The following is a 14,414-nucleotide window of genomic DNA, read 5'->3' on the forward strand; positions in this document are numbered from 1 at the left end:
GACATCATGACGACATTCACACTGGGCCGTCGCGCCCTGATCGCAGCTGTGGCCGCAATTGGCCTGACAGGGCCGGCTTTGGCTGATGGCCATCAGGTCGTGGACAGCATTCACTTTCTGATCCCCGGTGGCGCCGGTGGCGGCTGGGACGGAACGGCGCGCGGCACGGGCGAAGCGCTGACAGAAGCTGGCCTTGTCGGCACGGCGTCATACGAAAACATGTCGGGCGGCGGTGGTGGCAAAGCCATTGGATACCTGATTGAAAATGCCGACAGCAATCATGGCACTCTGATGGTGAACTCGACGCCGATCGTGATCCGCTCATTGACCGGTGTATTTCCTCACAACTTCCGCGATCTGACGCTGGTTTCGGGCACTATCGGCGACTATGCCGCGATCGTTGTGGGCAAAGACAGCCCGATCAACTCGATGGCGGATCTGCTTGCCGCTTTTGATGCGGACCCAGGCGGCACAGCGATCGGTGGCGGCTCGGTTCCCGGCGGCATGGACCATCTGGTGGCGGCGATGGTGATGGAAGCAGCGGGCAAGGATGCGCTTGGCGTGAAATACATCCCCTATGATGCGGGCGGCAAAGCCATGGCGGCCCTGCTGTCGGGTGAAATCGCCGCCTTGTCCACCGGTTTCTCGGAAGCGGTCGATCTGGCGAATGCGGGTGAAGTCAAGATTATCGGCGTGACATCCGAAGAGCGCGTTGATGCGGCTCCTGACGCGATGACGATGAAGGAACAGGGTATTGATACCACCTTCGTGAACTGGCGCGGCTTCTTCGCGGCCCCCGGCCTGCCCGAAGAAAAACTGGCCGCCTACCAAGAAGCGATTGCCAAGATGTACGACACCCCGGAATGGGAAGAGGTTCGTGCACGCAATGGTTGGGTCAACATCCACAACTCGGGCGCAGATTTCCAGACGTTCCTGGAGCAGCAGGAACAGCAGATCGGCGATCTTATGAAAAAGCTGGGCTTCCTCTAAGTCCGTTTTCGGCAGAGCGGATCCGCCGCTCTGCCTTCCCACGAACAGGAACAGGGAGGGGCTCTCATGGCGCTGGATCGCTGGATCGCGCTCATTCTTCTGGGTGTGTGTTTGACATATGGCTACGCCGCTTGGTTCACGATGGACGGCAGCCTGCCCCCTTTCATGCAGCGAAATCCGATCTGGCCCAGCACCTTCCCCAAAGTGCTGTCGGTTCTGGGTGTCGTTACCACCACGATCATTTTGCTGGGTTTTGAAAAGGCGGAACCAAAGGAAGCCGATATCGATTACCGGCGACTGGGGGAATACCACCTTGATCAAGCACTTATGTTGCTGGCCTTGATGGTGATTTACGCGCTTTGCCTGCGCCCTGTTGGGTTTCTGATCTCGACCTCGGCCTTTCTGATCCTCGGGTCTTTCATTCTGGGTGAGCGCAAATGGCACGTCATGCTACCCGTCGCGCTGATCGCCACAGGCGCGGTCTGGTATCTGGTTCAGGAAGTTCTTGGCATCTACATGCGCCCATTGCCGGGCATTTTCGGAGGCTGACATGCTCGAAGGACTTCTGATCGGTCTGCAAACGGCGTTTTCAATTCAAAACCTGCTGATGGTGATCGCAGGGTGCCTGATCGGCACGTTCATCGGCATGCTTCCGGGTCTTGGGCCGATGTCGATCATCGCCATCATGATCCCGGTCGCGATTTCCATGGGCGACCCGTCCGCAGCGCTGATCCTGCTGGCCGGAGTGTATTACGGCGCCATCTTTGGCGGTTCGACATCTTCGATCCTTCTCAACGCGCCGGGGGTCGCGGGCACTGTTGCGTCCAGTTTCGACGGCTATCCGATGGCCCGCCAGGGCAAAGCGGGCAAAGCGTTGACTGTTGCAGCTATTGCAAGTTTTGCCGGCGGTACGATCGGAGCCATTTTGTTGATGGTCTTTGCCCCTGCTCTGTCGTCGGTGGCACTGCTGTTCCACTCGGCCGAGTATTTCGCGCTTATGGTCGTGGGCCTGTCGGCAATCGCAGCCTTCGCAGGCACCGGTCAAGTGGCCAAAGCCGTCATCATGACGCTACTTGGGTTGATCATGGCAACGGTCGGTGAAGGTGCATTGTTCAACCTGCCGCGTTTCACAATGGGTATCATGGATCTGCAATCGGGCTTTGGCTTCATCACGCTTGCCATGGCCATGTTCGCCCTGCCCGAAGCGCTGTTTCTGGTGCTCAAACCCAAAAACCTTCAGGGGGATGACGGCGAGATCAAGGACCTGCGCATCACAGGCAGTGAAGCCAAGGCCATCGCACCGGTGATCGGCCGCCAATCTGTACAGGGCTTCTTCATCGGGGTTCTGCCCGGTGCGGGGGCAACGATTGCCAGCTTCCTCGGCTACGCGGTCGAGCGCAACATTGCCCCGAAAGAGGAACAGGACGAATTCGGTAAAGGGTCAATAAAAGGTCTGGCTGCGCCCGAAACGGCGAACAACGCGGCATGCACCGGTTCTTTCGTGCCGCTGCTGACACTGGGCATTCCCGGGTCTGGCACCACCGCGATCCTGCTTGGCGCACTGATTGCCCTGAACGTGACACCCGGCCCACGGCTGATGCTGGACGAGCCGCAGATATTCTGGGCCGTCATCATGTCAATGTTCATTGGCAACCTTGTTCTGCTGATCCTGAACCTGCCGCTGATCCCATATATCGCAAAGGTTCTCTCGGTTCCGCGCAATTACCTGATCCCCTTCATTTTGTTCTTCACTCTGATGGGGGCCTATATCGGGCAGAACAACGCGACCGAGCTTTTGATACTTGTTGGCTTCGGTGTTTGCGCCACGGCGTTGAAATTTGCCGACTACCCGCTTGCGCCGCTGCTGATCGGTTTCATCCTCGGGGGGATGATGGAGGATAACTTTGCCCGCTCGATGCAGCTCTATGACGGTATTGCTTTCATCTGGGAACGTCCGATGACGCTGGGTCTGCTTGTTGTCGCGGTGCTGCTGGTGCTGTTGCCCAGCTATCGCGCGCGCCGGGCGCGTGCTCGGGCCGCAGGAGTTGCCGACGGTGACTGAGCCAATGGCAGGAATACGGGTTCTCGATCTGACGAATGTCCTCGCGGGTCCGTATTGCTGCTATCAACTGGCGCTCATGGGCGCCGAAGTGATCAAGGTCGAACGCCCTGACGGTGGCGACCTTGCCCGCGTTCTGGGTGCTGATCCTGCCAGAAACAAGGCCGGTATGGGCGTCAGCTTTCTGGCGCAGAATGCTGAAAAGAAGTCTATCACGCTCAACATGAAATCAGAACGGGGCAAGGCGCTTCTGAAACGCCTTGTACAGACGGCCGACGTATTGGTAGAGAACTTTCGCCCCGGTGTGATGGATCGGCTTGGACTTGGGTATGGCGTCTTGCGCGATGTGAACCCCAGCCTGATTTACTGTGCTATAAGCGGGTTCGGTCAGGATGGCCCGCGCCGAAGCGATCCGGCCTATGACCAGATCGTGCAGGGTATCAGTGGCGTGATGTCTGTCACCGGCGGTCCTGACACCGCACCCTATCGCGTTGGCTATCCTTTGGCGGACACGATCGGTGGGATGACGGCCGCTTTTGCAGTGTCCGCCGCCCTGAACGCGGATCCTCGCGGGGCCTATCTGGATGTGGCAATGTCCGAGGCCGTGATCTCGACAATGGGTTGGGTCGTGTCGAACTATCTGATCGCCGGTGCCATTCCCGGGGCCCATGGCAACGAAAACACGACGTCAGCGCCATCAGGAACATTTGCAACCTCTGACGCGCCCATCAACATTGCCGCCAACCGCGACGAACAGTGGCAGGCACTGGCCCGGCATCTGGGCCGGCAAGACCTGCTGGCCCACCCGGACTATGAAACGCGCGAAGACCGCAAGCGCAATCGCCACGCCCTGCGCGCGGCGCTGGAGGAGACCTTGCGGACCAGAGCGGCATCAGACTGGGTCAGCGAACTCAACGCAATCGGAGTGCCGGCCGGGCAGGTATTGACCGTGGCCGAGGCGCTTGATGACGAACAGCTTGCCGGTCGCGGCCTGATCGGGTCTTTGCGGGTGCAGGGCGAAGACATGAAACTTGCAGGCAGCCCCATTGTCATGGACAGCGAACGGCAAATGCCCCATACCGCGCCGCCTGAACTTGGGGCAGACAATAACGCGATCTGGTCTGAAATTGGGTTGTCCGGTGCGGAAATTGACGCTTTGAGCAAGGAAGGCATCATATGAGCGATGTGTCCGATTGGTGGACGACTTCCATCATCGATATGGAACCGGGCCGGATCGACCTGCGCGGAGAGCCGATTCAGGATCTGATCGGAAGTCTCAGTTTCAGCGAGATGATCTGGTTCATGGTTCGTGGCGACCGACCATCTGGGGCGCAGGCCCGGTTGTTCGAGGCCGCGCTGGTCGCCGCCGTGGACCATGGGCCTCAGGCGCCTTCGATCGCAACGGCGCGGATGGCCGTAACCTGCGGACTGCCCCTGAACAACGCGATGGCGAGCGCAGTGAACATGTTGGGGGATATTCACGGCGGGGCTGGCGAGCAAGCGGTTATGCTGTACCATTTCGTGGCGCAACATCCTGGCCGGTTGGATCAAACGCTGGACGAGTGGATCGAGCGTGAAGGAAAGATATTGCCGGGTTTTGGCCATCGGTTCCACACGCCGACGGATCCGCGCGCACCACGTCTGATGGCGTTGGTCCGTGATGCTGTGAAGGACGGGGCTTGCGATGGTCAGTTCCTACAGATCGGACAGGCGATCGAGGCAGAGTTGGCCCGGCGCAAAGGGAAGCCCGTTCCAATGAACATAGATGGTGCCACCGCGGTGATCTATGCCGAGTTGGGTTTTGCGCCCCCACTGGCACGCGGTTTGTTTTGCCTATCCAGATCTGTTGGCATTCTGGCCCATGCGTGGGAACAGATGCAGCAAGGCGGCCGGAACAAGGGACCGACCCCGCCTGCCTATCGCTGGACCTATGTCGAGACGTAAATCGCTAGGCAGTTCTGAGCCGTGGGCGTTTTGCCAACAGGTCAGCCGCCGCACGGGCAATGACCAGTTCTTCATTGGTCGGGATTGCCATCACTACGACGCGGGACAGATCGGTTGAAATGATCCGGTCATTGTCCGCATTTGCATCAGGATTGAGCTCGATGCCCAGCCACCCCATCCCAGAGCATACCCGCTCACGCACCAGACGTGAGTTTTCTCCGATCCCACCGGTAAACACCAAGGCGTCGATACCGCCGAGAATGGCTGCCATCGCGCCAAGCTCGCGCCGGATACGGAAGGTGAAATAGCTGATCGCCTGTCGGCTTTCGCGTGTGTCCGCCTTTTCCAGGGTACGCATATCGTTGGACAGCCCGGACAGGCCCAACAGCCCAGATTTCCGGAACAACAGGTCTGAGATTTCGTCAGCGCTCAGCCCTTCCTGGTCCATCAGATAAAGGACCACGCCGGGATCAAGTTGACCACAGCGTGACCCCATCGGCAGCCCGTCAAGGGCCGAAAACCCCATGGTCGATCCGACGGAGCGCCCTCCGATCATCGCACACATCGATGCACCATTGCCCAGATGGGCCACGACCACGCGCCCTTCGTGCAAAAGCGGCGCTGTCTTTGCCATGTGATCCGAAATGAATTCATAGCTGAGCCCGTGAAAGCCATATCGCCGAACACCTTTGTCGTAATACTCGCGCGGCAAGGCAAAAACGTCATTCTCCCACGGATGATTGCGGTGAAAGGCCGTATCGAAACAGGCGATCTGAACCGCATTCGGAAAACGTTCCATCGCGGCCCGGGCTCCGGCCAGATTGTGCGGCTGATGCAAGGGTGCAAAAGGGGACAGCTTATCCAGCTCTTGAATGGACGCCTTGGTCAATGGCACCGGAGCGTCGATGTCAGGTCCACCGTGGACAACACGATGCCCGACCGCAGTCACGTCGCTGTTTGGAAATGAGCGCGCAAGCAGGTTCAAAACCCAGTCCAACGCTGCGGCGTGATCGCGTATTTCTCCGGCGGTACCGCTAGCAAGGACACTTCCGTCGGAAGACTTCGCCTTGACAAGCGGCTCTGGCTCTCCAATCCGCTCGACCGCGCCGGTGCACACCATGATCGGATCGTCATCGGTCAGCTCGAACAGACCAAATTTCATGGAAGACGATCCAGCGTTCAGTGTCACGACATGTGTCATGCGGGTGCTCCGGTGCGCGGTAAGGAAAAGGCTTCGTGCAGTGCCGCCACGGCACAGGATGCCAGCCGGGCTTTGTCGTCATCGGCGCGGCTGGTCAAAATGATCGGAGCTTTGGCCCCCATGACCAGACCGGCCCCTTCTGCATTGGCGATATAGGTCAGCTGCTTGGCCATCATGTTCCCGGCATCCAGATTTGGCACCACCAGAATATCGGTTTTGCCCGCGACATCCGACACAACCCCCTTGGAACGCGCAGCCGCAAGGCTAACGGCATTGTCCATGGCAAGCGGGCCGTCAACAAGCCCGCCCTTGATCTGACCGCGTTCCGCCATTTTCGACAGCAAAGCCGCATCAACCGAGGATCGGATCGCCGGATTGACGGTTTCGATGGCAGACAGAACACCCGCCCTGGGGTTTTCGATCCCCAACGACAGGGCCAGGTCGATTGCGTTCTGGACAATATCAATCTTGGTTTCAAGGTCCGGCTCGATATTGATCGCCGCATCCGTCACCAACAAAGGTCTGGGTTGTCCGGGCACGTCCATGACAAAGACATGGGTAAAGCGGCGGCCGGTGCGCAGGCCGTTTTCACGCCTGAGCGCAGCCTTCAGCAATTCATCCGTATGCAGATGCCCTTTCATCAGCGCTTTCGCTCGACCTTCTGCAACCAGGTCGACCGCCGCATGGGCCGCATTGACGTGATCGCTCTGCGGTATGATTTCAATCCCATCCAACGACGCTCCGATTTCGGCGGCCGCGTTCGCGATTTTGTCCGGGTCACCGATCAGAATGGGTGTGATGATCGTCTCATGTGCGGCCAGCAGCGCCCCACCCAAGGCGTTGGGCTCTTCCGGGGCCACAACGGCAGTCGGCATGGGCGGCAGCGGGCGCACCTTTTCCAGCATGGCATCAAAGTGACGATGACGTTTTACCACCAGCCCGGGCAGATCCAACTCGGCGAACACCATCTCTTTCTCCGGCGCGATCACAACGGCCTGCCCGCTCACGATCACGGCACCGTCCGATGGGCGCGTAACGACCGTTTCAAAGACAACCTCCCGGTTTGGTCGCTTTTCCAGAACGGTGACTTTGGATACCAGCTCATCACCGGCATGCGCCCTTTCCACAAAATCAAATCGCTGCGATTTGTAGAGCGTCCCTGCCCCCGGCAGAACGTTCCCCAAAACGGCCGAGATCAGGCCCCCCACGAACATGGCAGGGGCAACCGCTTCGTTGATGTGGTCGCCGTCGCCGTCTTCGCTGGCCAGATGAAGCGGATTGTGGTTACCGGAATTGTTGGCGAACACATAGAAATCATCGACCGAGCACGTGCGGGCCAGCTCGGCAGTATCACCGACCTGAAGCTTGTCGTAAGGCGTGTTGTGGTACTGCATGAACTGTCGTTTCCATTTCGATCCGATTGGCGGCGCTGCGAACTCTCTTGCTGATACCCAGTTCAGCGCGCAATGAAAACAACGCATGCCGGCTGCCCGTATCGGTCTGCACGCTATTTCCGGCGGGTAACGCCTTCATGTCGTTACGCCCGGATAATGTGCAGATTGCAGATCAGGCGCGCCGCTTTCCACCGCCGCCCTGTTTGCGCATCGAAAGCCCGATCCGTTTTCTGGGTACATCCACCTCGACAACGCGCACTTTCACGACTTGCCCGGCCTTGACGACCTCATGCGGGTCCTTGACGAAGCGGTCGGCCAACTGGCTGACGTGAACCAGACCGTCCTGATGAACGCCCACATCCACAAAAGCCCCAAAGGCCGCCACGTTTGTCACGGTGCCCTCAAGAACCATTCCGGGCTTCAGATCGGTTATCTCTTCGATGCCATCCGCGAAAGTGGCCGTGACAAAGCTGGGCCGGGGGTCTCGTCCGGGTTTCTCAAGCTCGGCAAAGATATCCAGAACCGTGGGCAGGCCGAAATCTTCGGTTACGAATTGTTGTGCCCGCAAGCCTTTCAAGGCCCCCTCATGGCTCATGATGTGCCTGATATCCCGCCCGCAGGTCGACACGACGCGGCGGGCGACTTCATAGGCTTCGGGATGCACCGACGACGCATCAAGCGGTTCGGCGCCGTCCCTTATGCGAAGAAACCCGGCGCATTGTTCAAATGCACGCGGCCCCAGCCCGGCAACGGACAACAGGTCCTTGCGCGATTGGAACGGCCCGTTCAGATCGCGATGGGCGACGATGGCTTCGGCTTGCGCGGGGCCCAGCCCCGACACACGCGCAAGCAAAGGTGCAGAGGCCGTGTTCAGGTCAACCCCGACCGCGTTCACGACATCCTCGATCGCGGAATCCAGGGATTGCGACAGGCGGTGCTGGTCAACGTCATGCTGATATTGCCCGACACCGATGGATTTCGGTTCGATTTTGACCAGTTCTGCCAAAGGGTCCTGCAATCGCCGGGCGATGGACACCGCCCCACGCAGCGAAACGTCCAGATCGGGAAACTCTCGTGCTGCCAGTTCCGACGCGGAATAGACCGAAGCCCCCGCTTCGGACACGACCACCTTGGTTGGCGCTTTTACCGCCTTGGGGAGCAGAGCCAGCGTATTCGCAACCAACCGTTCGGTTTCGCGGCTCGCTGTTCCGTTTCCGATGGCGATCAGTTCGATCTGATGGGCCGAGATCAGATTCAGGATGGCAGCCTGCGCTCCGCGCAAATCGTTTTTGGGTTGAAAGGGATATAACGTGTCAGTGGCCACGACCTTGCCCGTTGCGTCAACCACCGCCGCTTTCACGCCGGTGCGGATGCCGGGATCGAGGCCCAAAGTGGCCTTGGCACCCGCCGGAGAAGCAAACAGCAAGTCTTTGAGGTTGCGTGAAAAGACCTGAATTGCCTCGTCCTGTGCCCGACTGCGTAGTTCGGCCATCAGTTCGACCATCATCGACAGCGAAAGCTTGACCCGCCATGTCCACCCGGCCACCTTGCGCAACCAGGCATCACCCGGTCCTTGGCCACGGGTCTGCAAATGCGCGGCCACGATGGATTCGGCCCGGGCTGCCCCGAACTCCGGTTCCGGCGCGATATCAAGTGAAACAATGCCCTCTTTTGACGCCCGCAGCATCGCCAATGCCCTATGCGACGGAACATCCGCCCATCGTTCGGAATGGTCAAAATAATCACTGAACTTGGCGCCTTCCTGTTCTTTCCCGTCGACAACCCTTGCACTGAGCAGTGCCTCGCGCTGCATGAAGGCCCGCAACTCACCCAGCAGAGTCGCATTTTCCGTCAATCGTTCGGTCAGAATGTCCCGCGCGCCGTTCAGCGCGTCACGAGGGGTGGCAACGGCCTCGCTCAGGTATGCCCCGGCCAGTGTTTCCGGGTCCGCATCGCGATCGGCCAGAATGGCTTCGACCAGGGGTTCCAGCCCGTTTTCACGCGCGATCATCGCCTTGGTGCGCCGCTTGGGCTTGTAAGGAAGATAGATGTCTTCCAGCTGTGCCTTGGTTTCTGCCCGAGCTATCGATTTACTCAGATCTTCGGTCAGCTTCCCCTGTTCTTTTATCGACTTCAGGATGGTTTCCCGCCGTGCCTCAAGCTCACGCAGATAGGTCAAACGCTCGGACAGAAGGCGCAATTGGGTGTCGTCCAACCCACCGGTTGCTTCTTTCCGATAGCGGGCGACAAAGGGAACCGTCGCTCCGTCGTCCAATAGATTGATCGCAGCACCGACCTGATCGGGACGTGCATTGATCTCGGTGGCTATGGTGCGGGCGATACGGTCCAAGGGGGCCTCCTGAAACGGCAATGGAAGGGCTTCTTAACCAGCCGTTTCAGCAAGGGAAAGTCCCATGTGCCGGTCCGTCGAAAAGCATCGGCAAATAGCGACTGTTTTCGCGGCTATTCGACATGTCTGAGCCATTGGACGAAAACACGAGCCTGCAAGGGCCTCAGCCCCACGGCATCAGCCCGCAATACCCTGTGCGCGCGCCTACATTGTGCGCCATTTGCGCCAGCGTCGTCAGGTCAAAGACCGGCAGTTTCAGGTCTTCCTGAATGCGTTTTGCATAAGGCGGAAGATCCGTGCATTCCAATACCACAGAGCGTATTTCAGGTGTTTCGCGCTTCAGCCTGCGTGCAGCGTCCAGCACTTCGGCCTCGATCAGATCTGTGTCCATACGGGTGCGCGCGTTGCGCAGGATGACTTCGGCAAACTCACTGGTGTGTTCCAGACCCTGTACGGCCACCGGAACACCCCCCGCTCCAACGCCTTCGAAATGGCGTTGCGTCAGCGCTGACGAATCTGCTGTAATCACCCCGACCGGTGCGGTGGCCCCGGTCATGTGAAAGGCCAACGGCACCTGTATCAGGCTCGAAGCGAAGACAGGCACCGATACGGCCGCAGCCAACTCTTTTTGGAACAGGGCGAGAAACCCGCAACTTCCGGTAATGGCGCGCACGCCCTCAGCCTCAAGCCGTTGCGCGCCTTTTATGAAGGGGTTCAGAAGATCAGGCGTCGGATTGTTCAGCAGCGTAGGCACCGTGACGCCATCTATCATCTCGTACAGCACCGGGAATGGCAGGCTGGAAGGGTTCTTGATATGACCGGGAGGTTTGGGAAAATAGCTTTCCAAACACAAAACCCCGATAGAGGCTCCGCAGATATTCTGTCCACCCTGATAGATCGGCATGATGGGGTAATCCTTCTTCGAAACGGTGGTTGTTGCGCGTCAAAATCGCGACAAGGCGAATGAATCCAATGGGATGTTGAGGCGTTGCCCTGACACCAGATCAGCCACCAACTCACCTGTTTTGGGGGCCATCATCAAACCGTAATGGGAATGACCAAAGGCGGTGAACAGGCCCTTGTGCCCCTCAACCGGACCGATCGCAGGCAAACTGTCGGGAAAAGACGGGCGTCTGCCCATCCAGAACTGTGTATCCGAGGTGTTCAGATCCGGCATCATTGCGCGGGCCTGTGCGGACAGAAGCGACTGTTTGCGTGGATCCGGCGGCGCGTCGATGCTGCCGAATTCGGCCGTGCCCGCCACACGCAGACCGTCCTGCATTGAACTGGCCACCACCTTGGCGTCCACGTCCATCACCGAGTTTTCCAGGCTGGCAGAGGGGGTCGGGAATTGGACATGGTATCCACGCTCGGCCACCAGTGGCACGGGCAAACCCAAAGGTTTCAGCAACCCGGCAGACCAAACCCCGGCGGCCAGCACGACAGTATCGGCGTGAAGCGCGCCGGCCGGTGACGTTAAGTGCCATTGTCCGTCTTCCGTGCGCTTTAATTCTTTGACTTCTGTCCGCACGAACTCGGCGCCTTGTTGACGTGTCTTGTCGGCCAAAACCGCACCGACCCGGCCAGGAGACGTGACCCGCGCCTGTCCCTTGATCAGGATCGCAGCCTTGAAATCTCTGGACAACGCAGGTTCGATCCGGCGCAATTCCGGTCCGTCGATCCGCTCTAGATGTCCGCCTTTTTCCTGCCGGATCAGATATCCCAGTTCTTTCAGGTCAGCCTGATCCGGGTTGCGAAACGCGTGGATATAGTTGGAATCAACAATAAGGTCTTCGTGCCCGGTATTTTGCAGATGTCTTCGGTACAGATCTATCGAAGGGCGGCACAGCACCTCCATTGCGTCCGAGATATTGCGTACGGATTTCACGCTTGAATTCTTCAGGAACCTCAGGCCCCAGGGTATCATCCTGGGCCAGTACGAAGGTCTGACGGTCAACGCGCTTTTCGGGTCCAACAGCATCCCGGGGATCGTTTTCCAGATACCCGGCGTGGCCTGTGGAATGACCGACCAGGGCGAGACGACACCGGCATTGCCGAACGATGTCTCCTGCCCCGGTTCTCCACGGTCGATCAGACGCACGGCAATACCGCGCTCCTGCAACGAGAGCGCACAGCACAGACCGACGATCCCGGCGCCGATGATGGTCACTTGTTCAGGCATGTCAGACCGTTGCTTGAAATCGGCTGCGGGCGATCACCTGTGTGACGATGACAGGAGACGCCACCGCCAATGCGATCAGGTCAGCCGTCAGCGTGGGCGCCACGAAGATAATCCCGGCAATGGCCATCAGGATGCGCGACACGAGGTTGAGTGGCTGCAACCAATACCCCACGACCGCTGCCGAAAGGGCGATGACGCCGGCAATACAGCTGGCGGCGGTATAGGTGAATTCCCAAAGATCGAACCCGGTGGAAGACACGAACAGCAAAACCGGCGCATAGACGAACGCCATTGGCGCGATGACCTTGCCCAGTCCCAGCGTAAAGGCGGACAGCCCGGTGCGGAACGGGTTGGAATTCGCAATCGCCGCCGCCGCATAGGCCGACGTACAGACCGGAGGTGTGATCTCGGAGACCACGCCGTAATACAACACGAACAGATGGCTGGCGATGGGTGGAACCCCCAACTGCGCCAGCGCCGGCTGCGCCACCGAGACGAGCATGATGTACAGCGCCGTGGTCGGGATGCCGGCACCCATCAGGATGCAAACGATGGCAATGAAGACCAGCGAGATAAACAATTGCAGGTCTTCCATCGCAAACAATTGCCAGCTGCCGAACGAAATCATGTTGTAAAGGTCCGCGGCGAGGTTTCCTGCGCCCTGAGTAACCATGAACCCGATGCGGAAACCGATACCGGTTGTGTTGATCACACCAACGACGATACCTACCGCAGCGGCTGCAGCGCCCACGGCCAGAGAGTATTTCACACCCAACTCAACCGCTTGCAGCATCTCGGGCACTTCGATCCGCTTCTGCGGGTTCAGCGTGGCGATTACCGACAATCCGCACAGAATCGCGGTCATTGACAGGTCGAACCCACCGTCGGAGAACTTCCAAAGCACGAAGGCCAAGAACGCCGCTGCGTAGATCAGTGTTGGCGGTTGCTTGATCCGCGACATGCCCGCGATCACCGCCAGAGATATGCCGCAGAAGGCCGACATGAAGGGCGTGTATCCAGTGAACAGAACCACCAGCAGACCGATCAGCGGCACGATATTGGCCCAACCCTCGGCCCAGACGGCCTTGAGCTGCGGCAATTGCTCTTTCGCCAGACCTTGCAGGTTCAGCTTGCGTGCCATCAGATGCACCACGGCAAAGACGCCGACATAGTGCAGGATCGCCGGAAAGATCGCTGCGATCACGATTGTGGTATAGGGCACCTCCAGGAACTCGGCCATGATGAAGGCCGCAGCGCCCATGATGGGCGGAGTGATCTGACCACCGGCCGAAGACGCGGCCTCGACCCCGCCTGCAAAGTGACCGGGATATCCAAGGCGCTTCATGTTGGGAATTGTCAGCGCGCCGGTCGAAACGGTGTTGGCCACCGAAGAGCCCGAGATCGTGCCGAAAAAGGCCGAGGATACCACCGACACTTTGGCCGGACCGCCTGTATAGCGACCCGCCAAAATGGTTGCGTTGTCAATGAACAGTTGTCCAAGCCCCGTTCGCTGAGCGATCACGCCGAACAGGACAAAGTGGAACACGATGGTCGAAACGACCCAAAGCGTCACGCCATAGATTCCTTCCTGCGGGAAGTACATTGACGATACGAAGGTTTTGAAGTTCACGCCCGGATGTTGCAGCAATCCGGGAAAATAGGGGCCCATCAGCGCGTATGAGATGAATACGCAGATGATCAGCGGCAATACCCAACCCAGCGTGCGGCGCGCAATGTCCAATACCAGAAGGATGATGATGACGCCGAGGATCACATCATAGATGTTTGGGTTGCCCATGCGGAAGGTTTGTTCCTCGATCCCCAGGAACGGGATGCCGCGCCAGGCGAAACCAACGTAAAGTGCGGCGATGATGCCAAGCGCCATGAACACCAGATCATAAAGAGGGACGTTGCCGATGCGGAAGCGACTGACTTTGAGAGCATAAAGGCTTTTGGCCCCGACAATCGGGATCGTGGCGTAGACCAGAATGAACAGCAGAGCCAGATAGATGCCCATGTGCCAGTGGTCGGCAGGCAAACCGAAGCCAGCCGTGAAGAATTCGTAGAATGCAAAGATCAGGGCGACGACACGCAACACCTTGCCTGCCGTGGGCGTGACCTGCCGGACAGCGGCGCCTTCGTCGAACTGTTCTTCGATGGCCGCCAGTTCCTCGGCCGTCAGTTCGTGGTCATCAAGTTTCTGGGTCTCGGACATGATGGCCCCCCGATTTCGCATGATTCCAGAGTGCGGTGCCCCGGGAAGGGGCACCGACGACAGGTTACAGTCAGGTGTG

11 protein-coding genes are annotated in these 14,414 nt (G+C 59.0%); 5 read left to right on the plus strand and 6 right to left on the minus strand.

The window, feature by feature from the left end; translation table 11 throughout:
• The first annotated feature begins 6 nt into the window (after positions 1–6).
• From GS614_RS12515 to GS614_RS12535, 5 genes are all read left to right on the plus strand, one after another.
• Positions 7–990: a tripartite tricarboxylate transporter substrate binding protein gene (locus GS614_RS12515; RefSeq protein WP_171666311.1), complete on the plus strand. Its 984-nt coding sequence runs from the start codon at positions 7–9 to the stop codon at positions 988–990.
• 66 nt (positions 991–1,056) lie between these two features.
• Positions 1,057–1,539 (plus strand): tripartite tricarboxylate transporter TctB family protein, encoded by a 483-nt coding sequence (locus tag GS614_RS12520; protein ID WP_152460311.1) that lies wholly within the window; start codon positions 1,057–1,059, stop codon positions 1,537–1,539.
• 1 nt (position 1,540) lies between these two features.
• A complete protein-coding gene (locus tag GS614_RS12525; protein ID WP_152460312.1) occupies positions 1,541–3,052 on the plus strand; it encodes a tripartite tricarboxylate transporter permease in 1,512 nt (503 codons plus the stop codon).
• A gap of 4 nt (positions 3,053–3,056) precedes the next feature.
• Entirely contained in the window at positions 3,057–4,229 is a 1,173-nt protein-coding gene (locus GS614_RS12530; RefSeq protein WP_171666315.1) for a CaiB/BaiF CoA-transferase family protein, read from the plus strand.
• On the plus strand, positions 4,226–4,993 hold the full coding sequence (locus GS614_RS12535; RefSeq protein WP_171119312.1) for a citryl-CoA lyase: 768 nt from the start codon (positions 4,226–4,228) through the stop codon (positions 4,991–4,993). The genes GS614_RS12530 and GS614_RS12535 overlap by 4 nt, the downstream gene beginning before the upstream one ends.
• A gap of 4 nt (positions 4,994–4,997) precedes the next feature.
• On the opposite strand, the gene GS614_RS12540 is transcribed toward GS614_RS12535, so the two are convergent.
• The 6 genes from GS614_RS12540 to GS614_RS12565 all read right to left on the minus strand — a co-directional run bounded on the left by GS614_RS12540 (position 4,998) and on the right by GS614_RS12565 (position 14,335).
• The gene (locus tag GS614_RS12540; RefSeq protein WP_171726462.1) at positions 4,998–6,194 is read right to left on the minus strand and encodes an acetate/propionate family kinase; all 1,197 of its coding nucleotides are present in this window, start codon (positions 6,192–6,194) and stop codon (positions 4,998–5,000) included.
• Positions 6,191–7,588, minus strand: coding sequence for a bifunctional enoyl-CoA hydratase/phosphate acetyltransferase (locus GS614_RS12545; RefSeq protein WP_171726463.1), 1,398 nt, complete (start codon positions 7,586–7,588; stop codon positions 6,191–6,193). Before GS614_RS12545 ends, GS614_RS12540 begins: the two co-directional genes overlap by 4 nt.
• A 172-nt stretch (positions 7,589–7,760) precedes the next feature.
• Positions 7,761–9,938 (minus strand): Tex family protein, encoded by a 2,178-nt coding sequence (locus GS614_RS12550; RefSeq protein WP_171726464.1) that lies wholly within the window; start codon positions 9,936–9,938, stop codon positions 7,761–7,763.
• 163 nt (positions 9,939–10,101) lie between these two features.
• The gene (locus GS614_RS12555; protein ID WP_171169686.1) at positions 10,102–10,842 is read right to left on the minus strand and encodes an aspartate/glutamate racemase family protein; all 741 of its coding nucleotides are present in this window, start codon (positions 10,840–10,842) and stop codon (positions 10,102–10,104) included.
• Between the two features lie 39 nt (positions 10,843–10,881).
• The gene (locus GS614_RS12560; protein ID WP_171169688.1) at positions 10,882–12,120 is read right to left on the minus strand and encodes an FAD-binding oxidoreductase; all 1,239 of its coding nucleotides are present in this window, start codon (positions 12,118–12,120) and stop codon (positions 10,882–10,884) included.
• Position 12,121: 1 nt separating this feature from the next.
• Entirely contained in the window at positions 12,122–14,335 is a 2,214-nt protein-coding gene (locus GS614_RS12565) for a TRAP transporter fused permease subunit (protein WP_171169690.1), read from the minus strand.
• Between the last annotated feature and the right edge of the window lie 79 nt (positions 14,336–14,414).

This window comes from Ruegeria sp. HKCCD6604 (assembly GCF_013110635.1).
Lineage (GTDB): Bacteria > Pseudomonadota > Alphaproteobacteria > Rhodobacterales > Rhodobacteraceae > Ruegeria.

Excerpts from the sequence above, each read along its gene's own strand:
- GS614_RS12535 (WP_171119312.1), top strand. The coding sequence starts at position 4,226 with ATGAGCGATGTGTCCGATTGGTGGACGACTTCCATCATCGATATGGAA.
- GS614_RS12565 (WP_171169690.1), bottom strand. The coding sequence starts at position 14,335 with ATGTCCGAGACCCAGAAACTTGATGACCACGAACTGACGGCCGAGGAA.
- GS614_RS12545 (WP_171726463.1), bottom strand. The coding sequence starts at position 7,588 with ATGCAGTACCACAACACGCCTTACGACAAGCTTCAGGTCGGTGATACT.
- GS614_RS12555 (WP_171169686.1), bottom strand. The coding sequence starts at position 10,842 with ATGCCGATCTATCAGGGTGGACAGAATATCTGCGGAGCCTCTATCGGG.
- GS614_RS12540 (WP_171726462.1), bottom strand. The coding sequence starts at position 6,194 with ATGACACATGTCGTGACACTGAACGCTGGATCGTCTTCCATGAAATTT.
- GS614_RS12515 (WP_171666311.1), top strand. The coding sequence starts at position 7 with ATGACGACATTCACACTGGGCCGTCGCGCCCTGATCGCAGCTGTGGCC.
- GS614_RS12530 (WP_171666315.1), top strand. The coding sequence starts at position 3,057 with ATGGCAGGAATACGGGTTCTCGATCTGACGAATGTCCTCGCGGGTCCG.
- GS614_RS12525 (WP_152460312.1), top strand. The coding sequence starts at position 1,541 with ATGCTCGAAGGACTTCTGATCGGTCTGCAAACGGCGTTTTCAATTCAA.
- GS614_RS12520 (WP_152460311.1), top strand. The coding sequence starts at position 1,057 with ATGGCGCTGGATCGCTGGATCGCGCTCATTCTTCTGGGTGTGTGTTTG.
- GS614_RS12560 (WP_171169688.1), bottom strand. The coding sequence starts at position 12,120 with ATGCCTGAACAAGTGACCATCATCGGCGCCGGGATCGTCGGTCTGTGC.